The organism is Streptomyces sp. NPDC007346, assembly GCF_040703535.1.
Classification (GTDB): domain Bacteria; phylum Actinomycetota; class Actinomycetes; order Streptomycetales; family Streptomycetaceae; genus Streptomyces.
The window spans coordinates 38,408-61,195 of the sequence record NZ_JBEYKR010000020.1 but is presented as its reverse complement, the minus strand read 5'-3'; the positions used below and the strand labels follow the sequence as shown (position 1 = coordinate 61,195).

Sequence of the window (22,788 nt, the reverse complement as noted above, 5' to 3'; positions counted from 1 at the left end):
TGTCTCGGTACTCCCGGAAGGGCGGCTGTCACCGGGCCGCGTGCCGTACCGGCCTCTCCGCGGTCCACCGGCCCAGCAGCTCGGGTAGTTCTGTCATCGAGCTGAACACCGTCGCCCCCTTGGCCCTCAGCTCAGCGGCCGTCCCGTTTTCCGGAGGTGCGTAGCCGAACACGGTCATGCCGGCGGCGCGCCCGGCGATGACACCGACGACGCTGTCCTCGACCACCGCACAGCCGTCGGCCGGTACGTCGAGGTCAGCCGCCGCGTGGAGGAACAGGCCGGGCTCCGGTTTCCACGAGCCGACCTCGTAGGCGCTGTAGATGCGGTCCTGGAAGAAGGGCAGGAGGCCGGTCAGGCCCAGGGTGTTGAGGATCTTCTCGCGTGGTGCGCTGGATGCCGTGCAGAACGGCAGACGGAGTCCGTCGATCACCTCGCGTACGTGGGGGACCGCCCGCAGTTCGGAGGCGAACAGCTCCGCCGTCCTCGTACGGAACCTCGGGACGAACCCGCTCGGCAGCGCTCGGCCCAGCCGTACCTCCAGCTGGCCGACCCACTCGGCGACCTTGCGGCCCCGGATGAAGACGAGAGCCTCCTCGGGGGAGAAGGCGAGCCCCTCCTGTCCGGCCATCTCCCGCATGACCCGCGCGCTCAGCGGCTCGCTGTCGACCAGCACTCCGTCGCAGTCGAAGATGATCAGAGGCTTCGTCATGGGGGAGCCCTTCCAGGGTGGCGAGCCGTCTTGTGCCATGCGCTGCGGACGGATCCGGCAGCGGGACCCCATGAGCAAAGCAAAGCGTTCTTACGATTCGCTCACCGTTCGATATCCGGGCGACCGAAAGGTATGTCAAAAGCTGTGAAAACGGACGCATCTCGCGGATTCCGCTTACTGTCCTGGACCTGTCCGTCCGGGCTGGCTAGCTTCGTTCCCGGATGCACGGCGGTGATGTGGGTGATGCCCCGTCGACCCGACTCCCCGGCCGCCGATCACGTCTGTCGTCGAAATCTTTTCGGCCAGAAGCCGGTGCGAGAGGGAGTGCGATGAAGTTCGAAGTTCTCGGTCCGTTATCGCTGACGGAGGGCGGGCATTCCCTGCTGCCGTCCGCCCCCAAGACGCGTCAATTACTGGCCCTTTTCCTCACCAGGGCGAACTCCCTGGTGACCCTGGACGCCTGCGTCCAGGAACTCTGGGGCGGGTCGGCGCCCCGCAGCGCCGTGCAGAGCGTGCACACGCGCGTCTTCCAAATGCGCCAGGCCCTGGCGGCCGGCACCCCCGGACGGACGTCAACGGAGAGCAAGCGCATCCTGCGCACGCACCACCGGGGCTATCTGCTCCAGGTCGACCAGGGCGCCCTCGACCTGCACAGTCTTGACGGGTACCTGGCCGACTTCCGCCAGGCGCAGGGCCGCCGGGACGATGCCGGAGTCTCCTCGGCACTCCGCTCGGCCCTCGGCCTCTGGCGCGGCCAGACCCTGCTCGACGTACGGCACGGGGCCTGTCTCCAGTCCTACGTCACCGGCATGGAGGCGCTCCGGATGACCGTGCTTGAACAGCGCATCGACGCCGAACTGCGCCTCGGAATGCACCACCAGCTCCTTTTCGAGCTCGGCGCCCTGGTGGCACGGAACCCGCTGCACGAGAATCTGAACGCCCAGTACATGGTCGCCCTCTACCGGGCGGGGCGCACCGCCGATTCGCTGGAGGCTTATCATCTCCTGCACCGCAGGCTCCGTGAGGAACTCGGAATCGAGCCGTCGCCCAAAATCAGACGGTTGCAGACGGCTGTTCTGACCGAGAGCGCCGAACTCGACGTCGCTCCGTCGGAACGCACCGATCTGTCACCGGCTCTTGTGGCCGGACGTTAGCGATATCCGGGACATCTGCGGTGGGGAGGGCGTCCGTGTCCGGCGTGCATGCGCACTCGGCATCCGATCGGGCAAGCCGGGACCGGCGACGCGTCCGCCGTTTCGAGAACCGCATCACGGTGAGCGCCGGCGGCGGAGAGGTCTGCGACGGATGGGTGCTGGGGGTGGTCGGCGCGGCGATGCCCCTGGCCCGCGATGATCTCGCGCTCACCCCGACGTGGACGGGGCTGATCGGCTCCGCCTCCCTGATCGGCCTGTTCTTCGGAGGGCTGTTCTTCGGCCGGCTCACCGACCGGATCGGCCGTCAGCGGATGTACCTCATCGACCTGATGGTCTTCCTCGTCGGCTCCCTGGCCCAACTGGTCGTACAGGACGCCGCCCAGCTCCTCGCCGTCCGACTGGTCATGGGCGCCGCGGTGGGCGCGGACTACGCCATCGCGGGAGCGCTTGTCGCCGAGTTCGCCCCGCCCCACCGCAGAGGCAGGCTGCTGGCCTCCCTGATCGTGTTCTGGTACGTCGGCTACACCCTGGCCACGGCGTTCGGCATCGTCGCCGCGCAGCTCACCGACGACGTCTCCCTCTGGCGCTGGATCCTTGCCAGCAGCGCGATCCCCTCCCTGGTGGTGCTGCTGGCCCGGTTGGGCACGCCCGAATCGCCGAGCTGGCTGGTGAGCAAGGGCCGGAGGGCCGAGGCCGAGGCGATCAGCAGGCGCTGGCTGGGCAGGGACCTCGACCCGCCGGACGGGGACAGGGAACCGGTCCGGACGGGGCACCGCGCGCTGTTCTCGCCCGGCTACGTCCGTCGGACCCTGTTCACCAGCCTGTTCTGGCTCTGCCAGGTGACCCCCTTCTTCGCCATCTCCACCTTCGCTCCCCAGGTACTGAGGCTTCTCGGGGCTCCGTCGGACGGTACCGGGGAACTGCTGCTCAACGGCTTCCTGCTGGTGGGCTGCCTGAGCGGGATGGCTGTCATCAACCGGATCGGCCGCCGGACCCTGCTGATCTGGCCGTTCGCCGTGACAGCCGCCGCCCTGCTGGCCCTGGGGCTGTGGCCGCACGCCCCGCACGCGGTGATCGCGCTCTGCTTCGGTGTCTTCGCCCTCTTCCATGCCGCCTCCAGCGTGCTCCAGGCCGTCTACCCGAGCGAGGTGTTCCCGACGGAGATCCGCGCCACCGGTATCGGCTTCGCGGCCGCGGCGAGCCGGATCGGTGCCGCGGTCGGCACGTTTCTCGTGCCGTTGGGGCTCGCGGCTTGGGGCGTCGGCCCGGTCATGCTCCTGGGCTGTGCGCTCTCCCTCGTGGGCGTGCTGGTCTCGGTCGTCTGGGCTCCGGAGACCCGGGGCCTGGAGCTGGAACGGGTGAGCCGTCCGGACGCGCCGGAGCGCCGTGGCCGGGCCACCTGAGCCCGTGCACCGCGGTGCGGTCGGCACCGGTTCATCCCACCGACCGAAGGAGAGTGGAGCACCATATGCGGGAAGACGAGGCCCCGCGCGGGAGCAGCGCCCTGGCGCAGCTGGCCCACGAGGGCGTGTCCCTCTGGCTGGACGGGGTGGGCCGCCGGTCCCTCGTGGACGGGACCCTCACGAGGTGGGCGGCGCACGCTCCGGTCAACGGCGTCATGCTGTCCCTGGGCGCGCTGGCCGACGAGGTCCGGGCCGGACACGCCGGCCTCCGCCGGGAGACATGGGCCGCCGGGCCCGGGGACCTCTCGGCCGACGATGCCGTACAGGCCCTCTACCACGCGGGCGCCCGGCGGGCCTGCGACGCGCTGTGGGCGCGTTTCGCCCGGACCCGGGGGACCGAGGGCCGGGTCACCGTGGAACTGGACCCCCGGGTCGCCGACGACGCCCGCGCCACGGTCGACCGGGCACGCAACGCGGCCCGCGAGGTCAACCGGCCCGGCCTGCTGGTGGGGGTGTCCGCCACCCCCGCAGGGCTGACGGCGATCAGCGACTGCGTGGCCGAGGGCATCGGAGTGAACGCCCGTCACATCACCTCCCCCGCACGGTACGCGGAGGTGGCCGAGGCCTGCTTCGAGGGCCTGGAGCGGGCGGTGGCCGCCGGCCGCTCCGTCGCCGGGTACATCGCGGTGGCCACGTTCGAGGCGGCCCGGATGGAAGCGGCGGTGGACCGGTGCCTGGAACCGGCAGGCGTGGACGGCACACCGCTCGCTGGACGGACGGCGCAGGCCCTCGCCCGTGCCGCCTACCAGCTGTACGACGGACAGCTGGGCTCCGCCCGTTGGCGGCGGCTGCGGTCCTTCGGGGCATGCCCGCAGCGCCTCGCGTGGGCGGCGGGTGACGCCCCGGGGAGCGATCTCGCCGTCCGGCAGGTGGAGGACCTGGTGGCGTGGAGCACGGTCCACGTGTTGCCGTCACCGGCCCTCGACGCGTTGACCCGGAGAGGACAGCTGCGCGGCGACACGCTATCGGGGGAGTCCGAGGCGGCGGAGTCGGTCCTGTCGGGCCTGCGGCGGGCAGGTGTCGACATCGAGCGTACGGGGGCCGAGCTGGCCCGGACGCTGCGTGAGCGCGGCCTGGAGAGCCGTCGGGAGGCCGCTGCCGCGGTGAGCGACTCCTGTAACGGCGACCGGGGGTGATGGGCCGTCCGCCCTGCCGGGGAGGGCGCCGGACGCCGTGCTCGCCGGCCGGACCGGGGAGCGGGGTCCGGGGAGCGGTGGAGCCCCTTCGGGCGTCGTGGACAGGGACGCCCGCGGAACTTCCCCCCCCCTGGGGCCCCGCCTCCGGGCCTCGGGGCCGACGACGCGGGCTGGTCGCCCCGCCGGACCGCCTTCTCGGGCGAGGCCTCCCGGGGGCCGAGCGCGTGGTGACCGTCCCGCAGGCCCCGTACCGAACCGGCCCCCCGTCCGACGGCCGGTGCCCGGGGCGTGAGCGTGGCCCTCGCTCGTGGGCCGAGGACCGTCGTACGGCCGGGCGGGGACCTGTCGGGCAGGCCGGGCCCCCGCGACGGCGAAGCGGCCGAGCCGCTGCTCTTCGGGCGGAGGCCGAACGGCCCCGGATTCCGTGATCCGTCCCGTCGGATTCCGGAGGGAATTGCCTACCGCGAGGGCCGCGCCGGCTTCGTCGTTGCCACATCCGACCGTCACCGTCACCGGACCGGCCGCAGCTCCGCCCGGCGAAGCGATGACCGATGGCCGGGCGGGTGCCGAGAGGAGGAACAGTGGCTTGACGAACAATGTCCGCAGAGAACTCGCAACAGCTCTGGTGTAGGGCATCCGGCGCCCTGATGCAGCCATCGGTCGAAAGGGTGCAGGTATCCGGAAAATCGCGAGAATTGCCGTCACGGTGGCTTCTTCGATGCCACATCCGGTCTCCGAAGGTGATGAGGCCGGCTGCGCTCCGGCAGCGTCGAGTCCGGAATTGACGGCTGAGTTCCATCGGCGGCGGATGGAGGGCGGTGCCTCGCCTCGTACGGGGCCCTGGTCGAGCAGTTCATGAGGTGCGCGCAGTCGCCGGCGCAGGCCTGCGGAGCGTCCGCTGTGTTCCGGAGTGCGGGCGACTTCCGCGCGCCCGGCATGGTTTCTTCGATGCCCTGTGGAGCACTGATTCTCTTGACTGTCGAAGTTCTCGGCCGTGCGGAGAGGGGTGACGGTGTCCCGAAGGCCGTGCAGAGCGGGCGCAGGGTCGTGCCATCACCTTCCGTGCCGTGGTGCCTCTCACATCCATCCGGTGCGGTGAGGGAATGTTCGAGGGGAAGCTGCGCAGACGTGAGGGATGTCCGAGAGACATGAGTCGATTCGCGTTCGTTCCTACGGGGAGGCACAGGACTGATGGGTTCAGCCGAATGGTCGGATATCGGCGAAATGATCGGCATTCTCGAATTGCTCGCCGCGGAGGCTCCGCCCGCAGAGGTCGCAGATCTCCTCCAACGCGTCCGGAGCCATGGAGCGGATCCCACGACACTGGCGCAGTGGGAACGGGCGGAGCGTCTGGCCCAGCGCGTGCACGCGCTGTTCTCGCACCGTCAGCAGCGCGAGGCCGAACTCGCCTCGCTGTTGGACACGGCTCGTGAACTGTCGGCTTCGCACGGCCTGGACGCACTGCTGAAGACCATCACCCGGCGCGCCCGGACGCTGCTCGGCCTCGACATGGCCTGTGTCAGTCTCGGGGAGCCCGAGGCGGGAGGATGCCTCGTACGCGCCGCGGACGGTCACGCCTCCGCGATGACCGTCGGTCTGCTGGTGCCGGGCTCGCACGGACTCGGCGACGAGGCGATGGCCCGGTCCGTGCCGCTCTGGACCCCCGACTATCTGTCCGACGACAGATTACGCCGCACCGGCGCGCTGGACGAGGCCGTTCGGGCGGAGGGGCTGCGGGCGATGATCGCGGCTCCGCTCAGGTTCGGCGACGAGACGTATGGCGTGCTGTACGCGGGCGACCGGGGCATACGCCACTTCACCATAGGCGAAGTGTCCCTCATGAGCTTGCTGGGAGACATCGCCGCCGTGGCCATCGAGAAGGCCTGTCTCCTCGAACGCGGACGTGCCGAGGCCGCCGCCCTGCGGTCGGGGATCTCCCGGGCGAAGTCCCAACTGGTCAGGGCCCGTGAGCTGGTCCGCCTGCACCACGGGCTCGTCGACCACGCGCTGGCAGGCCGCAGCCTGAAGGGACTCGTCGCCGAGCTGGCCGACGCGCTGTGCGGTGCGGTGCAGGTGAAGGACCCTGAGCAGCGCACCCTCGGGGCTGCCGGTGACGTGCCCGACATCGACGCCGAGGAGGCACTGGAGGCATCCCGGGCCGCCCTGGCCCGCCGCCTCCCGGTCGTGCTGTCCACCGGCACCTGGATGATGCCGGTGACGGCTGGGGACGAGCAGCTCGGTGCCCTCCTGCTGCATCCGCACGCGCCCGACTACGAAGCCGACGAGCAACTCCTGCTCCTGGCCGCCCAGTCCGTCTCCGTACTGCTCCGCCTGCAGAGCGGTGAGGCGGCCGTCGCGAGCACCTTCCGGGACGAGCTGTTCGACGACCTGCTCGCCTCACCCCGCCCGTCCAGGCAGGTACTCCAGCGGGCGACCCGGCTCAACGTCGATCTCGAACGGCCGCACGCGGTCGTCGTCATCGCTCCGGAAGCCGGCGAACTGGCCCGAGCCGCCGGCTGGGCGGCCTCCTACGCCCGGCGGATGGACGGACTGCGGAGCGTCCAGCAGGGCCGTGTGGCCCTGCTGCTGCCCGCCGTCGACTCCAGCGCATCGGCGGCGAAGGTCTTCGCCGAACTCAGCCCGCTGCTCACCCACCCGGTGACCGTAGGTGCGGCCGGACCGGTGTCCGGCCCCGATCTGGTCCGGCAGACGCACCAGGAGGCGCGGCACTGCCTGGACGCGCTGATCTCGCTCGGCAGCGCCGGGGCCCACGCCTCCCCTGGGGACCTCGGGTTCCTCGGCATGCTGCTCTCCGACAACCGTAACGCCGCGCACTTCATCGCCGCCACGATCGGCCCGGTCCTCGACTACGACGCACAGCGGACGACAGAGCTCACCCGCACGCTTCACGCGTACTTCACCGCGGGCGGAAGCCCGACCCACGCCGCGGGAGCCCTCCACGTCCACCCCAACACCGTCTCCCGGCGACTGGAGCGGATCACCGAACTGCTGGGCTCCGACTGGCTCAAGCCCGAGAGGGCGCTGGAGGTTCAGGTGGCACTGCGGTTGCACCTGACCCACAGGCTCCTGCGGCAGAAGCGCCACCACGGCCCGGATCAGGGCGACCGGCCCGAGCTCCTTGCCTGGTCGGACGAGGAGGAGATTGCCGACATGACGTAGGCGCCGGAGGCCAGCGTCATGTGCCGGTGCCAGCCGTGGAGGGAGCGCCCCTCGTAGTCGCGAAGCCCCACCGCCGCGCCCCGTGTGCGCCAGCCGTCACCGACGGCGTGCAGCAGTCGTGCCGAGGACAGCAGGGAGTCCGCCGCCGATTCGTCCATGTTCGTCAGCCACAACTCGCCCGGCTCCCGGCGTGCTTCGTGCCAGACGCCCAGCAGCGTGAGCCGGCGGTTCTCCTGCCGGGACCGGTTCCCGGTCCCCGCGAGCCGTACCGTCGCCGTCGCCGTAGCCACCGGCCGACGGTCGGGCGAACCGTCCCGCCCTCTGCGGTGCGTCCGGAGCGTGGGGCTCAGCGCGTCGAGGGCCGCGACAGCCTGCCTGCCGTGAACGGTTCGGTGGCCGCCCGCCAGCGGTGTCCACCCGTTGATACGCGCGGCTGCCGGGACCTGCCCGGCGAACAGCGCCGCCAGCCGCCCCGATTCGTCCTCACCCCGGCCGTCCATCAGTACCGGAGGCCCCGGAGTGCCCCACCGGCGGACGTCGTCGAGAAGCTCGCGCAGACAGTCCTGGGGCGCCGGTACGCCCTCCTGAGCCGGGCCGCCGCCGGTGCTCCGGCCGGCAGTCGGCGGGTCGTCGGACAGCTCCAGGCGCCAACTGACCGGGGCGACGACACGCTCCGATGCGTACCAGACGCCGAGGGCGCGCTGGCCGTTCACCACGCGGCTTCTGTCGGGCGAGAGGTGCCGGGAGACCCCCACGGTGTGCTCACCGCCCTTGGGGATGGACACCGGCAGAGCCACCCAGGCGGAGGCCGGCCCGCTCTCCTCCAGGAACGCGGTCAAGGCCTGCCGGACCGTCTCCACGGCCCAGTGCGACCTGCTGACGAAGTGCCTCAACCGGTGTTCGTCACCGGGGGCACCGAGCGTGGTGGCGATGTTGGCGATCGACTTGCGCCCCTGGGTACGCAGGAGGCCGTCCATGTACTGACGTGCTCGGATGCGCTGCTCGTACCGCTGGAATCCCGAGAGCAGAGCCGTGCACAGCTCGGTGACGCGCTCCTCGGCGCCCCCGGGCGGGGGAAGGCGGCAGACGCGGGCAGGCCCGAGGGGGGCCGTTTCGCCGGCCATGTCAGTACCTCCTGTCGTGGGGCGCTCGCCGTCCGTACAACAGAGTGGCCGTGGGGCGGGACGTGCAGGAGGTGCACCGGGCACACCACGTGACTGCCCGACGGTGACCGCACCACATCCGGCCGCCGTCGTCCGTGCCGGGGCGGCGGGAGAGGGCGGTCAGGGGGCGGTGGTCCGGTCACCATCCGGTGCCGGCGACGCGTCAGGGGAGCCGGCGGAGGAAGGCCAGGAGCGAGGCGGTCAGCGCGGCCGGCGCGTCCAGCGGTAGGAGATGTCCGGCGTCCGGGATCACGTCGAGCGTGGCTCCGGGGACGAGGGAGGCCAGCTCGTGCCCCCTGGACACCGGAATCCAGGCGTCCTCGGCCCCCCAGCACACGGCTACCGGCAGCTCGATCCCGGGGTAGAGCTCCTGGACCTCGTCGGTGTATCGCTGATCGGCCTGGGCGATCTGCCGGTAGAAGGCGGCCTGGCCCTCCTCGTCCGACCAGGGCGCGGTCAGCCGGTCGGCCACGTCGGAGCGCAGCCCGGCGAAGCTGGCCGAGCGGACGTACTCGCGTACCAGAGCGCGGTGCAGGGCGGGAGGAAGCTGTTCGAATACCTCGCTGTTGCCTCCCACCAGCCGGAAGAACGGCGATCCCCAGGGGGCGAGGGCAACGGGGTCGACCAGGGCCAGGCCGCGGTAGGCGGCCTTGTGCAGCAAGTGGGCCCGCAGGGCCACGGCGCCGCCGAAGTCGTGCGCCACCACGGCCGGTTCGGTGAGCTCCCACCGGTCCAGCAGTTCGGCGAAGACCCGGCCCTGTGCGTCCAGGGACACGTCCTGTCCCGCGTGCTTCTCCGAGGCGCCGTATCCCGGCATGTCCCACAGGAAGACCTGGTACTGCTGCGCCAGGGCCTGGGCCACCTCCCGCCAGACGAAGGAGGAGAACGGAGTCCCGTGGAGCAGGACGACGGGTTCCCCGCCATCCTGTCCCCACCTGTCCCAGCGGACCGTGCCGGACGTGGTGGGGAGGGTCTTGCGCAACTGCCAGTCGGTCACTTCTGTCGTCTCTCTCGTGTGCGGTCGTTCCGGCGAGCGGCTCCCCGGCGCTGTCCCGGGTGTGCGCCGCTCGTGCCCTGCTTCAACGAGGGCGGGGCCGCGCAGGGTTCGGCCGCGCCCGGACCTCGTCCGGCGCCACCTCAGCTGTCCGCCGGGCGCTCCGCGGCCTGTCGGCGGGCGCGGTGACTGGCGACGTTCAGGCGGTTGCCGCACAGGCCGGGCATGCAGTAGCGGCGGCGGCCTGCCTTGCTGGTGTCGACGAAGAGACCGTGGCAGACCGGCGAGGAGCAGGGCCGGAAGCGGTCGTGGCTCAAGGTGCGCAGGGCACCGAGCAGGCCCGTGCCGATGAGGGCGGCGAGTTCGTCGGCGACGGAGCACTCCGGCGGGGTGACGAGGAACCACTGCCACGTGCCCGCGTCGTCCCTGAGCAGGATCGTACGGGGGGCCGCCCGGGTGACGAGCCCGTTCGCGCCGTCGACCACCTCGTCCTCGTCCTCCGCCTCCAGCAGCGTGCGTGTCTCCTGACGGAGGGCGAGCACCCGGGCGAGGTCTGCCTCGGACGGCGGTACGGCACCGTATCCGGCGTGCATCCTGTGTTCTGCGAGGAACGCGGCGAGGGCGGCGGGGTCGGTCAGGACCTCCCCCGTGGAGGTACGCACGAGGGCAGACGTGTTCACGAGGTCGGTGGCTGCACCGGCCCCCCAGGCGTAATCGGAAAAAGATACCTTCAAGCCTTACCTCTGCTAGTGTAAGAAGAGAAAGCTCATTGTACCCCTTAGCTCTCAGGGGTGGCTCTCGCGTGGCCGGGCGATCGCTCAGGCGGTTCTGCGCATGTACCCGTACGGGCTCCCGGGTCGCTCGCCGCGTACCACCCGCCGGGAAGGGACCGTGCTCATGCGTGCACTGCTTCGCCACCTGCTTCGGGCTGTCGGTGATCTGGCGTACGGCGTCAGTGCCGGCAACGCGATCCGGCTGGGCCTGACACCCCCCGCCCGCCGGTCCCCCCGCATCCGCTGAGAATCCACGAGGAGATCCATGGACACCGGAGCGTTTCTCTCCTATCTCGAAGGGCGCCAGGTGCGTTGGCGGATCGCGCTGGACGAGTGCCTCCGGTCGGCAGGCCCGGACCCGCGCCGACGGCTGCTGGCGGTCTTCGACGCGCTCAGGTCTCTGGCTGCGGACGGATTACGCTGCGGTGCCTTCATCAACGCCCAGTTCGAGCTGGGCGAGCCACGGGGCCTGTGCCGAACGGTGATCGCCGAGCACAAGCGGTGCCTCCGCGCCGACGTACTGGAACTCGCCCGGTCGACCGGTGCGGTCGACCCGGAACTCCTGGCCGATCAACTGCTCCTGGTGTACGAGGGGGCCGTCGCCAACCACTCCCTGGGCAGTGTCGCCGACCCCGTGGGCACGGCTCACCGGGTGGCCCGCCGACTGATCGCCGCCAGCAGCCCCCGGCCGCTGGACTCCTTCTGGACGGACGGAGCGGAGAGTGCCGAGGGGAAGGATGCCTGAGCCGGGGCGGCGTCATCGCTCCGCGGTGACCCGCGGCACCCGGCCCGCCGCAGAGCGGCCTCCACCCCGGGGTGCCTCTCATCTCGGCGGAGGGCGCGAAAGAGGGTCTGAACCGCGTCCCACGCGGTTCAGACCCTCTTTTCCGGAATGTGCCCCCGGCAGGATTCGAACCTGCGCACCCGGCTCCGGAGGCCGATGCTCTATCCCCTGAGCTACGGGGGCGAATCGCGGTGTTGCTCTGCGACGGGTGAAACACTACCAGCTCCCACCGGGTGTCCGTGAACAGGTATTCCGTCGCCTCAGCCCGTCCCCCGTCCGGGGCGGAAGTGTCCAAACGCCGGACGCGGTCATGGGGGCCGACCTACTCTCGAAGGGTGTCAGGGGCGTACGGCCGCGTGCTTGTTGTCGACGACAACAAGGTCATCCGGCAGCTGATCAGGGTCAATCTCGAGCTGGAGGGCTTCGAGGTCGTGGCCGCGGCCGATGGTGTCGAGTGCCTGGACCTGGCCCACCGGATCCGTCCCGATGTGATCACTCTCGACGTCGTGATGCCCCGCCTTGACGGCCTGCAGACCGCGTCCCGACTCCGCTCCGACCCCCGCACCCGCCATGTGCCCATCGCCGTCATCAGCGCCTGCACGCCTCACGAGGTGGACGCGGGCGCTTCGGCCGGGGTCGACGCGTTCCTGGCGAAGCCGTTCGAGCCGAGCGAGCTGGTGCGGATGGTGCACCGGCTGGCGGCCGGGGAGGAGCGGCCGTCGGTCGACGGGCGGAGCGGGGCCGGGTGCGCGGGGACGGCCACCGGCTGACCGCATGGCGAAACCGGGTCGCGGAGTGCCCCTCCTCCTCCCCTACGCTTGTCCCGTGACCCCCGCCGATCTCTCCCGGACCGTGCTGCACGCCGTGCGCCGCGCGGTCGACGAGAACGCGCTGCGCGCGCCCGTGCCCGCGCGCGTGCGGGTGGAGAGGACCCGGCCCGGAGGCAGCGGCGACTACGCGTGCGCGGTCGCGCTCCAGCTCGCCGGCCCGGCCGGGCTGCCGGCCCTGGAGGTCGCCCGCATCCTGCGCGAGCGGGTCGCCGCCGAGCCCGGCATCGGGCGGGTCGAGATCACCGGGCGCGGGTTCCTGAGCCTCAGCCTCGACGCCCCCGCCGACAACGACCGGGCCGTGCTCGACGCCGTACGGGAACAGGGCATCGCGTACGGACACGGGGACGCGCTCCGGGGCGAGGTGCTCCGGCTCCACCACGCGCGGGAGGTGCGCGCGGCCGTCACCGCCGATGCCGTACGCCGGCTCCTCACGGCCCAGGGCGCCCAGGTCCGGATCGACTGCGAGGAGGCGGGCGATCCGGAGTGGAGCCGCCTCGGCGTCCCCGCCGAGGCGTACGGGGCGCCCCCGGTGCCGCCCGGCCCCCCCGCCTCGGCTGACGTGTACGGGACGCCCCCGGCCCCGCCCGGCCCCCCCGCCCCGCTCACCGTGATCCGCCCGGTGCCCGCCGGCGTCACCGCCGGTGAGCTGCTGGAGCGGTTCGGCGCGGACGCCGCCCGCTGGGGGCTGCTGCGGCCCGCCGCGCACGACCGCGCCCCGCTCGGCGGCGAACTGCTCGTCCAGGGCGAGGCCAACCCGCTCTTCCGGGTCCGGTACGCCCACGCCAGGGCCCGCGCGCTCACCCGGGGCGCCGCCGCCCTGGGGTTCACGGCACTCGGGTCCGCCGCCGAGGCCGTCACGCGCGACGAGGCCGAATCCGCCGCGCATGCCGGGCCCGGCCCGGCTTCGTACGAGGACGTCGGCCCCGGCCCGTACTCGTACCGCGAAAGCGCCGCCCGCCCCCTCCTCGATCTCCTCGCCGACCACCCCGGCGTCCTCCTCGCCGCAGCCCGTCACCGTGCGCCCGACCGGGTCGCCCGGCAGCTGGAAGCCGTCGCCCACGCCTTCTTCGACTTCCACGACAGCTGTCCGCCGCTGCCCTCGGGGGACGAGAAACCCTCGGCCGCCCACCGCTCCCGGCTGGCCCTCGCCGAAGCCGCCGGGACGGTGCTGGCAGGCGGCCTGTCCCTGCTCGGTATCGGCTCGCCCGCACACCTCTGACGAACCCGACGAATCCGAGAGACCTCACCATGAGTCGTTCCGCGCACCCCGCCGGCCCCCGTCACGCCGACGTCCTGACCGAGGGGCACTACTCCGCCCCCGCCGCCGACCTCAACGTCCTGGACGAGAAGGTCTGGTCCCGTACCGTCACCCGCGACGCGGACGGTGCCCTCACCGTCGGCGGGATCGCCGTCGCCCGGCTCGCCGAGGAGTTCGGCACCCCCGCCTACTTCCTCGACGAGGTCGACTTCCGTTCCCGCTGCCGGGCCTGGGCCGACGCCTTCGGGGCGGACGCCGACGTCTTCTACGCCGGGAAGGCCTTCCTCTCCCGCGCCGTCGTGCGCTGGCTCCAGGAGGAGGGGCTGAACCTGGACGTCTGCTCCGGGGGCGAGCTGACCACCGCGCTCGACGCGGGCATGCCCGCCGAGCGCATCGCCTTCCACGGCAACAACAAGACCGTCGCCGAGATCGAGCGGGCCGTCCGGGCCGGCGTCGGGCGGATCGTGCTCGACTCGTTCCAGGAGATCGTCCGCGTCGCGCACATCGCCCGCGGCCACGGCGTCCGCCAGCGCGTCCAGATCCGGGTCACCGTCGGCGTCGAGGCGCACACCCACGAGTTCATCGCCACCGCGCACGAGGACCAGAAGTTCGGCATCGCCCTGGCCGACGGACAGGCCGCCGAGGCGGTACGCCGGACGCTCGCGCTCGACAGCCTCGAACTCATCGGCATCCACTCGCACATCGGATCGCAGATCTTCGACATGGCCGGCTTCGAGGTCTCCGCCCGGCGCGTGGTGCAGCTGCTCGCCGAGGTCCGCGACGAACACGGCGTCGAACTCCCCGAGATCGACCTCGGCGGCGGCCTCGGCATCGCGTACACCGCCGAGGACGACCCCCGCGAGCCGCACGAGATCGCCAAGGCGCTCAGCGACATCGTCACCCGCGAGTGCGAGTCCGCGAAGCTGCGCACCCCGCGCATCTCCGTCGAGCCGGGGCGAGCCATCGTCGGACCCACCGCGTTCACGCTGTACGAGGTCGGCACCATCAAGCCCCTCGAAGGGCTGCGGACGTATGTCAGCGTCGACGGCGGGATGTCGGACAATATTCGTACCGCGCTGTACGACGCCGAGTACAGCGTGGCGCTCGTCTCGCGCACCTCGGATGCCGAGCCGATGCTCGTCCGGGTCGTCGGCAAGCACTGCGAGAGCGGGGACATCGTGGTCAAGGACGCGTTCCTCCCCGCCGACCTGGCGCCCGGGGACCTGATCGCGGTCCCCGCCACCGGCGCGTACTGCCGCTCGATGGCGAGCAACTACAACCACGCCCTGCGCCCCCCGGTCGTCGCCGTCCGGGACGGCGAGGCACGCGTCATCGTGCGGCGCGAGACGGAGGAAGATCTCCTGCGTCTCGATGTCGGCTGATGAAATAGTCATCTCAGGATCCGGACGGGGGTCAGAAACGCCCGTCCGGTGAGTGAGACTGGTCCACACATGAGCATGGCCCTCCGGCGGTTGGGGGGTGGGAGAAGGAGCGGTGCCGGGTGCGCGTGCCCAGCACCGTGACGCCGCCCCCCCAGCCGCCGGAGGGTCCAGGTATGAGAAACGAGGTCGGATGATGCGTACGCGTCCGCTGAAGGTGGCGCTGCTGGGCTGTGGTGTGGTCGGCTCAGAGGTGGCACGCATCATGACGACGCACGCCGACGACCTCACGGCGCGCATCGGTGCGCCCGTCGAGCTCGTCGGCGTCGCCGTCCGCCGCCCCTCGAAAGTGCGTGAGGGCATCGACCCCGCACTGGTCACCACCGACGCCACCGCGCTCGTGCAGCGCGGCGACGTCGACGTCGTCGTCGAGGTCATCGGGGGCATCGAGCCGGCCCGCACCCTCATCACCACCGCCTTCGAGAACGGCGCGAGCGTCGTCTCCGCCAACAAGGCGCTGCTCGCCGAGGACGGCGCGGCCCTGCACGCCGCCGCCGAGAAGTACGGCCGCGACCTGTACTACGAGGCCGCCGTCGCCGGGGCCATCCCCCTGGTGCGGCCGCTGCGCGAGTCGCTCGCCGGCGACAAGGTCAACCGGGTGCTCGGCATCGTCAACGGCACGACCAACTTCATCCTCGACAGGATGGACACCAGCGGCGCCGGTTACTCCGAGGCGCTCGACGAGGCCACCGCCCTCGGGTACGCCGAGGCCGACCCGACCGCCGACGTCGAGGGCTTCGACGCCGCCGCGAAGGCCGCGATCCTCGCCGGTATCGCCTTCCACACCCGGGTGAAGATCGGCGACGTCCACCGCGAGGGCATCACCGAGGTCACCGCCGCCGACATCGCCTCCGCCCGCCGGATGGGCTGCACGGTCAAGCTCCTGGCCATCTGCGAGCGCGCCGCCGACGGCCGGTCCGTCACCGCCCGCGTCCACCCCGCGATGATCCCGCTCAGCCACCCGCTGGCCTCGGTCCGCGAGGCGTACAACGCGGTGTTCGTGGAGGCCGAGGCCGCCGGACAGCTGATGTTCTACGGCCCCGGCGCCGGCGGCTCCCCGACCGCCTCCGCGGTCCTGGGCGACCTGGTCGCGGTCTGCCGCAACAAACTGGGCGAGGCCACCGGCCCCGGTGAGTCCGCCTACACGCGCCTGCCGGTCAGCCCCATGGGCGAGGTCGTCACGCGCTACCACATCAGCCTCGACGTGGCCGACAAGCCGGGCGTCCTCGCCCAGGTGGCAACGGTCTTCGCCGAGCAGGGCGTGTCCATCGACACGGTCCGCCAGCAAGGACGTCCAGACGGAGGCGGCGAGGCATCCCTCGTCGTCGTCACCCACCGCGCGCCCGACGCCGCCCTCTCCGGGACCGTCGAAGCGCTGCGCAAGCTCGACACCGTGCGCGGTGTCGCCAGCATCATGCGTGTTGAAGGGGAGTAAAGGACCCATGACCAGCAAGGGCACCCACCAGTGGCGCGGCATCATCGAGGAGTACCGGGACCGGCTTCCGGTCACGGCCACGACGCCGGTCGTCACCCTTCGTGAGGGCGGTACGCCGCTCGTTCCGGCGCAGGTCCTCTCCGAGCGCACGGGCTGCGAGGTGCACCTCAAGGTCGAGGGCGCCAACCCCACCGGTTCGTTCAAGGACCGCGGCATGACCATGGCCATCACCCGGGCCAAGGAGGAGGGGGCGAAGGCCGTCATCTGCGCCTCCACCGGCAACACCTCGGCCTCCGCCGCGGCGTACGCGGTGCGCGCGGGCATGGTCTGCGCCGTCCTCGTACCGCAGGGCAAGATCGCCCTGGGCAAGATGGGCCAGGCGCTCGTCCACGGCGCCAAGATCCTCCAGGTCGACGGCAACTTCGACGACTGCCTGACCCTGGCCCGCTCGCTCTCGGACAACTACCCGGTGGCGCTGGTCAATTCGGTCAACCCGGTCCGTATCGAGGGCCAGAAGACCGCCGCGTTCGAGATCGTCGACGCGCTCGGCGACGCCCCCGACATCCACGTCCTGCCGGTCGGCAACGCGGGCAACATCACCGCGTACTGGAAGGGGTACACCGAGTACGCCGGTGACGGCGTCTCCACGCACGCCCCCCGCATGTGGGGCTTCCAGGCCTCCGGCTCCGCGCCCATCGTGCGCGGCGAGGTCGTCAAGGACCCCTCCACCATCGCCACCGCGATCCGCATCGGCAACCCGGCCTCCTGGGACTTCGCCCTGGCCGCGCGGGACGAATCGGGCGGTTCCATCGACGAGGTGACGGACCGGCAGATTCTCTCCGCCTACCGGCTGTTGGCCTCGCAGGAGGGCGTCTTCGTGGAGCCGGCGTCGGCCGCGTCCGTCGCCGGTCTGCTCAAGGCGGCCGAGGAGGGCAAGGTCGACCCCGGTCAGCGCATCGTCTGCACGGTCACCGGCAACGGCCTCAAGGACCCCGACTGGGCCGTCGCGGGCGCCCCGCAGCCGGTCACCGTACCGGTCGACGCGGCCACCGCGGCGCAGAAGCTCGGGCTCGTCTGAGCCTGCCCGGACCGACTGCGGGCGGACCGTCCGGCCGGGCGCCCCGCCCGGGCTGTGGCGGGGCTGTACGGGCCGGCCGTGACGGGACCGTACGGATCGGCCGTGGCGGAACTGCCCGGGGGCCGGCCGCGACGGAATCGTCCGGCTTGACCGTGGCGGGACCGCACGGGCCGGCCGCGACAGGCCCCGTCCCGATCGGCCGCGAACAGCCGGTCCGGGCGGCCGGTCAACCGCGACAACCCAGCTCAACCGCCCTCTTTTCGGGGCGGAGGGCGCATAGGAGGCGGGCGACACGCATCGTGCGCCTCCTGTGCGCCCTATGTCGCGACAGAACCTACCTTCGATAAGCTGTACCCCATCCGCCCGACAGCCGCCCCCTGGGTCTGCCGCGGCGCGAGCGCCGTCGTGACGGCGAGCACGGGCCGGGCCACCGGCTCCGCCCCCCGACCCCGCCCCATTCCCGTAGACCCCCACCGCATTCACACCCACCGCCGCAGAGCCACCGCACCGCAATCCCCGCCGCCTTACAAGGAGTCGTCCAACCGATGGCCGGTCCCGCGTTCCGAGCCGCCGCCGTCAGGGTGCGCGTCCCCGCAACCAGCGCCAACCTGGGCCCGGGGTTCGACGCCCTCGGCCTCTCGCTGGGGCTGTACGACGACGTCGTCGTCCGGGTCGCCGACTCCGGGCTCCACATCGACATCGCGGGTGAGGGCAGCGAGACGCTGCCCCGCGACGAGAGCCACCTGCTCGTACGCTCCCTGCGCACCGCCTTCGACCTGCTCGGCGGCCAGCCCCGCGGCCTGGAGATCGTCTGCGCCAACCGGATCCCGCACGGCCGCGGCCTCGGCTCCTCCTCCGCCGCCATCTGCGCCGGAATCGTCGCCGCCCGCGCCGTGACGATCGGCGGCGACGCCCGTCTCGACGACGAGGCCCTGCTGGAGCTGGCCACCGAGATCGAGGGGCACCCCGACAACGTCGCGGCCTGTCTGCTCGGCGGATTCACCCTCGCGTGGATGGACGGCGGAGCGGCTCGGGCGATCCGGATGGACCCCGCGCCGTCCGTCGTTCCGGTGGTCTTCGTGCCCGGCCGGCCCGTGCTCACCGAGACGGCGCGCGACCTGCTCCCGCGCTCCGTCCCGCACGTCGACGCGGCCCTCAACGCGGGCCGGGCGGCCCTGCTCGTCGAGGCCCTGACCAGGCGCCCCGAGCTGCTGCTCGCCGCCACCGAGGACCGCCTCCACCAGGAGTACCGGGGCCCCGCGATGCCCGAGAGCGTCGAGCTGGTGCACCGGCTGCGCGCCGACGGCGTGCCCGCGGTCATCTCCGGCGCGGGCCCCACGGTGCTCGCGCTGGCGGAGGAGGGTGCCGCCGACAAGGTCGCCCGGCTGGCGGGCGAGGGCTGGGCCGCGAACCGGCTCGCGCTCGACGCCGCAGGCGCCACCGTGCTGCCACTGGCCGCGTAACCGCATGTGATTACCGGTGGCCGAGAGGGGGAATGTTTGTTGGAGCCGGTAGTGTTAACCTCAAGTCTGCAACCGACGTCTTTGAGGCGCGTTGCTTCGTGTCCCCCTCCGGGACCGCCATTCTTCCGGGAGCCTCCCCAACTGCCTGAGCAGCCTGCCTGAGCAGTTTCGAGCACGCTCCGGAACCGGCACGACACCCCTCGCTCGTCCTAGGAGTGGGCCGAGCAGGGGGATCTCGCGCCGGACCCCGCACGTTCATCTCTCCGCCGTACCCGGCGGACCACCGCCCCGGCAAGGTCCGCGATCCAGCAAGATCAACAGACCGCAGTCGGACAGCACAACCGGTCGCCGAGCCAGAAGGCCGACGTCCGCTCCAGGGAAGGACCCTTCGTGAGCGACACCACCGATCTGATGGGCGTGACTGCCGACAAGAACGTCGACAGCGCCGCGCCCGCCGAAGGTGCTGCCACTGGCACCACCGCACGGCGCCGCCGCTCCGGCACCGGCCTCGAGGGCATGGTCCTGGCCGAGCTGCAGCAGGTCGCGTCCGGCCTCGGCATCAGGGGTACCGCGCGGATGCGCAAGAGCCAGCTGATCGAGGTCATCAAGGAGGCGCAGGCGGGCGGCGGATCCGCCGCCCCCAAGGCCTCCGCCAAGGCCGCCGAAGCCCCCGCCGCCGAGCCGGAGAGCAAGCCCAAGCGGCGTGCCACCTCCAAGGCGCGCACCGGGGACGAGGCGGCGGCCGCCGAGAAGGCCGAGGCCCAGCAGCAGATCGACATCCCCGGTCAGCCGGCCAGCGACGAGCAGCCCGCGGGCGAGCGCCGTCGCCGCCGCGCCACCGCGCAGGCGGGCAGCCCCGAGACCAAGGCCGAGGCGAAGACCGAGGCCAAGGCGGAGCCCCAGGCGGAGCAGAAGACCGAGGACCGCGGCGAGCCCAAGGGCGACGCCAAGGCCGAGGCCGCCGCCGACACCGCCGAGGGCCGCCGCAACGACCGCCAGGGGCGTGGCGACCGCGACCGGGGCGAGCGCGGGGAGCGCCGCGAGCGCCAGCGCGACCGCCGGGGCAAGGGCGACGACCAGGGTGGCCAGCAGGGCGGCGGCGGGCAGCGCCCGCAGCGCCAGGGCCAGGGGCAGAACCAGGGCCAGCAGAACCGTGACAACGGTCCGCAGGACGACTTCGACGACGAGGCGGGCGGCCGCCGCGGCCGCCGTGGCCGCTACCGGGACCGCCGTGGCCGCCGTGGCCGCGACGACTTCGCCGGCGATGTGCAGGTGGCCGACGACGACGTCCTGATCCCCGTCGCGGGCATCCTGGACATCCTCGACAACTACGCGTTCATCCGGACCTCCGGCTACCTGCCGGGCCCGAACGACGTGTACGTCTCGCTCGCCCAGGTCCGCAAGAACGGCCTGCGCAAGGGCGACCACGTCACCGGTGCGGTGCGCCAGCCCAAGGACGGCGAGCGGCGCGAGAAGTTCAACGCGCTGGTCCGCCTCGACTCGGTCAACGGCATGGCCCCCGAGTCCGGCCGGGGCCGCCCCGAGTTCCAGAAGCTGACCCCGCTCTACCCGCAGGACCGGCTCCGTCTGGAGACCGACTCCAACATCCTGACGACGCGGATCATCGACCTGGTGGCCCCGATCGGCAAGGGCCAGCGCGGGCTCATCGTGGCCCCGCCGAAGACCGGCAAGACGATGATCCTCCAGGCCATCGCCAACGCGATCACGGTCAACAGCCCCGAGTGCCACCTGATGGTCGTCCTGGTCGACGAGCGTCCGGAAGAGGTCACCGACATGCAGCGGTCGGTGAAGGGCGAGGTCATCTCCTCGACCTTCGACCGTCCGGCCGAGGACCACACCACCGTCGCCGAACTGGCCATCGAGCGCGCCAAGCGCCTCGTGGAGCTGGGCCACGACGTGGTCGTCCTGCTCGACTCGATCACCCGCCTGGGCCGCGCGTACAACCTCGCGGCGCCCGCCTCCGGCCGCATCCTCTCCGGTGGTGTCGACTCGACCGCGCTGTACCCCCCGAAGCGCTTCTTCGGTGCGGCGCGCAACATCGAGGACGGCGGCTCGCTGACCATCCTGGCCACCGCGCTGGTCGAGACCGGCTCCCGCATGGACGAGGTGATCTTCGAGGAGTTCAAGGGCACCGGCAACATGGAGCTCAAGCTCGACCGGAAGCTCTCGGACAAGCGCATCTTCCCGGCGGTGGACGTCGACGCGTCCTCCACCCGTAAGGAAGAGATCCTGCTCGGCACCGACGAGCTGGCGGTCGTCTGGAAGCTGCGCCGGGTGCTGCACGCGCTCGACCAGCAGCAGGCGATCGAACTCCTCCTGGACCGGATGAAGAAGACCCAGTCCAACGCGGAGTTCCTGCTCCAGATCCAGAAGACGACGCCGGGCAGCGGAAACGGCAACGACTGACCTGCCCACGGCAGTTGATCCACGGAAGGCCCCCGTCACCCCGGTGACGGGGGCCTTCGTGCGCCCGTGCCCCCTTCCGCGCCCCCGCCCGTACGTCCCCGCGCCCGCCCGAGACCTTCGCCACACGCCGGCTCCCCGGACAGCGCCCGCCCCGGTGGCCGTCCGGGGCGGGAAACCGCAGGTGGACGCCGTGCCGCAGGACGCCCGGCGGCCGGTGCGCCCGCCGTCGCTCACCGGGGCCACACAGGGCGCTGTGCAACCCTTCTTGCTGCTTCGCCGTCTGATCAAGAGATGACAAACCCTCCCGGAACCGTCAGGAACGGGGGCGGGGAGCCGGCGGAGCGCCGTGACGAGGGAGACGCGTGAGCGAGCAGAAGAGGACCCCGGGGCGGATACGCGGCACCGGCACCCGCCGGAGGAAGCCCTCACGGCGTCACCGCGCGAAGGCCGTCACGGCCTGGACGGTGGCGGGCGTGGTGGTCGTCGGCGGGGCCGGGCTCGGATACGCGTACGTCACGCTCGACGGAAACCTCTCCAGCGTCGACATCGACGCCAAGCTCGGCAGCGACCGCCCCGACGACGTGGACGACGGCTCGCAGGACATCCTGGTGCTCGGCTCCGACTCGCGCTCCGGCGACAACGGCAGGTACGGCGCCGACGAGGGCGCCGCCCGCTCGGACACGGCGATGGTCGTGCACGTCGACAAGGGCCACACGTCGGCGAGCGTCGTCTCGATACCGCGCGACACCCTGATCGAACGCCCCGCCTGCACGAGCGACACGACGGGAGAACCGGTCGCCGCCGCCCACCGGGCCATGTTCAACACCGCCTACGAGGTCGGCGGACCGGCCTGCGCGGTGAAGACCGTCGAATCCATGTCCGGTATCCGCATGGACCACTACATCGAGGTCGACTTCACCGGCTTCGAGCGGATCATCGACGAGCTGGGCGGCGTCGAGATCACGACCACGACCGCGATCGACGACCCCAAGAGCCGTCTCGACCTGGAGCCGGGCACCCACACCCTGGACGGCGAGCAGTCCCTCGGGCTCGTCCGTACCCGCAAGAGCGTCGGGGACGGCAGCGACCTCGGCCGCATCCAGCTCCAGCAGGCGTTCGTCAAGGCGCTGATGGAGCAGGCCAGGAGCGTCGGGGTGTTCTCCAGCCCGCAGAAGCTGTTCGGGCTCGCGGACGCCGCCACCGAGGCCCTCACCACCGACTCCGGCCTCGGCTCGGTCAAGCGGCTCACCGGGTTCGCCAACGGCCTCAAGGGGCTGGGCGCGAAGAACGTGCACATGGTGACGCTGCCGGTGGAGTACGACCCGGCCGACCCGAACCGGGTCCTCCCGCAGGAGGAGGCCGGCCGGCAGGTGTGGGCGGCGCTGCGGCAGGACCGGCCCATCCCCGCCTCCGCCACCGAGAACTCCGCCGGGGACAAGGGCGACGCAGGAAAGCTCGTCGAGTAGCCGCTCACGGGGGCACGGGGAATACCTGCGGCCCGC

General features: G+C 71.9%; 17 protein-coding genes and 1 tRNA gene. 13 read left to right on the top strand and 5 right to left on the bottom strand.

Features of this window, described 5'->3' with window-relative positions:
* Positions 1 to 28: 28 nt before the first annotated feature.
* A complete protein-coding gene (locus tag AB0917_RS09025; RefSeq protein WP_366818832.1) occupies positions 29 to 709 on the bottom strand; it encodes an HAD family hydrolase in 681 nt (226 codons plus the stop codon).
* 329 nt (positions 710 to 1,038) lie between these two features.
* Between AB0917_RS09025 and AB0917_RS09020 the strand changes: the two genes are divergently transcribed.
* The 4 genes from AB0917_RS09020 to AB0917_RS09005 all read left to right on the top strand — a co-directional run bounded on the left by AB0917_RS09020 (position 1,039) and on the right by AB0917_RS09005 (position 7,642).
* Positions 1,039 to 1,863, top strand: coding sequence for an AfsR/SARP family transcriptional regulator (locus AB0917_RS09020; RefSeq protein ID WP_366818831.1), 825 nt, complete (start codon positions 1,039 to 1,041; stop codon positions 1,861 to 1,863).
* Positions 1,864 to 1,982: 119 nt separating this feature from the next.
* Positions 1,983 to 3,266, top strand: a complete 1,284-nt coding sequence (locus AB0917_RS09015; RefSeq protein ID WP_366818830.1) for an MFS transporter — start codon at positions 1,983 to 1,985, stop codon at positions 3,264 to 3,266.
* Positions 3,267 to 3,331: 65 nt separating this feature from the next.
* Complete coding sequence (locus AB0917_RS09010) at positions 3,332 to 4,462, top strand: transaldolase family protein (RefSeq protein WP_366818829.1); 1,131 nt, start codon at positions 3,332 to 3,334, stop codon at positions 4,460 to 4,462.
* Positions 4,463 to 5,653: 1,191 nt separating this feature from the next.
* A complete protein-coding gene (locus AB0917_RS09005; RefSeq protein ID WP_366818828.1) occupies positions 5,654 to 7,642 on the top strand; it encodes a helix-turn-helix domain-containing protein in 1,989 nt (662 codons plus the stop codon).
* Here the strand turns inward: AB0917_RS09005 and AB0917_RS09000 are convergent.
* The 3 genes from AB0917_RS09000 to AB0917_RS08990 all read right to left on the bottom strand — a co-directional run bounded on the left by AB0917_RS09000 (position 7,579) and on the right by AB0917_RS08990 (position 10,533).
* Positions 7,579 to 8,766, bottom strand: a complete 1,188-nt coding sequence (locus AB0917_RS09000) for a transposase (protein WP_366818827.1) — start codon at positions 8,764 to 8,766, stop codon at positions 7,579 to 7,581. The genes AB0917_RS09005 and AB0917_RS09000 overlap by 64 nt on opposite strands.
* 202 nt (positions 8,767 to 8,968) lie before the next feature.
* A complete protein-coding gene (locus AB0917_RS08995; RefSeq protein ID WP_366818826.1) occupies positions 8,969 to 9,802 on the bottom strand; it encodes an alpha/beta hydrolase in 834 nt (277 codons plus the stop codon).
* Positions 9,803 to 9,942: 140 nt separating this feature from the next.
* A complete protein-coding gene (locus AB0917_RS08990) occupies positions 9,943 to 10,533 on the bottom strand; it encodes a CGNR zinc finger domain-containing protein (RefSeq protein WP_366818824.1) in 591 nt (196 codons plus the stop codon).
* A 304-nt stretch (positions 10,534 to 10,837) separates the two neighbouring features.
* Here AB0917_RS08990 and AB0917_RS08985 point away from each other — a divergent pair, with 304 nt between their 5' ends.
* Positions 10,838 to 11,317, top strand: a complete 480-nt coding sequence (locus AB0917_RS08985) for a hypothetical protein (protein ID WP_366818823.1) — start codon at positions 10,838 to 10,840, stop codon at positions 11,315 to 11,317.
* A gap of 150 nt (positions 11,318 to 11,467) precedes the next feature.
* Here the strand turns inward: AB0917_RS08985 and AB0917_RS08980 are convergent.
* A tRNA-Arg gene (locus AB0917_RS08980) sits at positions 11,468 to 11,539 on the bottom strand.
* Between the two features lie 152 nt (positions 11,540 to 11,691).
* Between AB0917_RS08980 and AB0917_RS08975 the strand changes: the two genes are divergently transcribed.
* From AB0917_RS08975 to AB0917_RS08940, 8 genes are all read left to right on the top strand, one after another.
* Complete coding sequence (locus tag AB0917_RS08975; protein ID WP_366818822.1) at positions 11,692 to 12,126, top strand: response regulator; 435 nt, start codon at positions 11,692 to 11,694, stop codon at positions 12,124 to 12,126.
* A gap of 55 nt (positions 12,127 to 12,181) precedes the next feature.
* A complete protein-coding gene (nrtL, locus tag AB0917_RS08970) occupies positions 12,182 to 13,405 on the top strand; it encodes an ArgS-related anticodon-binding protein NrtL (RefSeq protein ID WP_366818821.1) in 1,224 nt (407 codons plus the stop codon).
* A gap of 29 nt (positions 13,406 to 13,434) precedes the next feature.
* Positions 13,435 to 14,826: a diaminopimelate decarboxylase gene (gene lysA, locus AB0917_RS08965; protein ID WP_366818820.1), complete on the top strand. Its 1,392-nt coding sequence runs from the start codon at positions 13,435 to 13,437 to the stop codon at positions 14,824 to 14,826.
* Between the two features lie 190 nt (positions 14,827 to 15,016).
* A complete protein-coding gene (locus AB0917_RS08960) occupies positions 15,017 to 16,318 on the top strand; it encodes a homoserine dehydrogenase (RefSeq protein WP_366818819.1) in 1,302 nt (433 codons plus the stop codon).
* A gap of 7 nt (positions 16,319 to 16,325) precedes the next feature.
* Complete coding sequence (gene thrC / locus AB0917_RS08955; RefSeq protein ID WP_366818817.1) at positions 16,326 to 17,396, top strand: threonine synthase; 1,071 nt, start codon at positions 16,326 to 16,328, stop codon at positions 17,394 to 17,396.
* A 545-nt stretch (positions 17,397 to 17,941) separates the two neighbouring features.
* A complete protein-coding gene (gene thrB, locus AB0917_RS08950; protein WP_366818816.1) occupies positions 17,942 to 18,859 on the top strand; it encodes a homoserine kinase in 918 nt (305 codons plus the stop codon).
* Between the two features lie 390 nt (positions 18,860 to 19,249).
* The gene (gene rho, locus AB0917_RS08945) at positions 19,250 to 21,286 is read left to right on the top strand and encodes a transcription termination factor Rho (protein ID WP_366818815.1); all 2,037 of its coding nucleotides are present in this window, start codon (positions 19,250 to 19,252) and stop codon (positions 21,284 to 21,286) included.
* 362 nt (positions 21,287 to 21,648) lie between these two features.
* Positions 21,649 to 22,752 (top strand): LCP family protein, encoded by a 1,104-nt coding sequence (locus AB0917_RS08940; RefSeq protein WP_366818813.1) that lies wholly within the window; start codon positions 21,649 to 21,651, stop codon positions 22,750 to 22,752.
* The last annotated feature ends 36 nt before the right edge of the window (positions 22,753 to 22,788 follow it).

Bases quoted from the DNA above. Each gene is read 5' to 3' on its own strand.
- AB0917_RS09010 (WP_366818829.1), top strand. From the start codon at position 3,332: ATGCGGGAAGACGAGGCCCCGCGCGGGAGCAGCGCCCTGGCGCAGCTG.
- AB0917_RS09025 (WP_366818832.1), bottom strand. From the start codon at position 709: ATGACGAAGCCTCTGATCATCTTCGACTGCGACGGAGTGCTGGTCGAC.
- AB0917_RS09005 (WP_366818828.1), top strand. From the start codon at position 5,654: ATGGGTTCAGCCGAATGGTCGGATATCGGCGAAATGATCGGCATTCTC.
- thrC (WP_366818817.1), top strand. From the start codon at position 16,326: ATGACCAGCAAGGGCACCCACCAGTGGCGCGGCATCATCGAGGAGTAC.
- thrB (WP_366818816.1), top strand. From the start codon at position 17,942: ATGGCCGGTCCCGCGTTCCGAGCCGCCGCCGTCAGGGTGCGCGTCCCC.
- lysA (WP_366818820.1), top strand. From the start codon at position 13,435: ATGAGTCGTTCCGCGCACCCCGCCGGCCCCCGTCACGCCGACGTCCTG.
- AB0917_RS09000 (WP_366818827.1), bottom strand. From the start codon at position 8,766: ATGGCCGGCGAAACGGCCCCCCTCGGGCCTGCCCGCGTCTGCCGCCTT.
- AB0917_RS09020 (WP_366818831.1), top strand. From the start codon at position 1,039: ATGAAGTTCGAAGTTCTCGGTCCGTTATCGCTGACGGAGGGCGGGCAT.
- AB0917_RS08960 (WP_366818819.1), top strand. From the start codon at position 15,017: ATGATGCGTACGCGTCCGCTGAAGGTGGCGCTGCTGGGCTGTGGTGTG.
- AB0917_RS08985 (WP_366818823.1), top strand. From the start codon at position 10,838: ATGGACACCGGAGCGTTTCTCTCCTATCTCGAAGGGCGCCAGGTGCGT.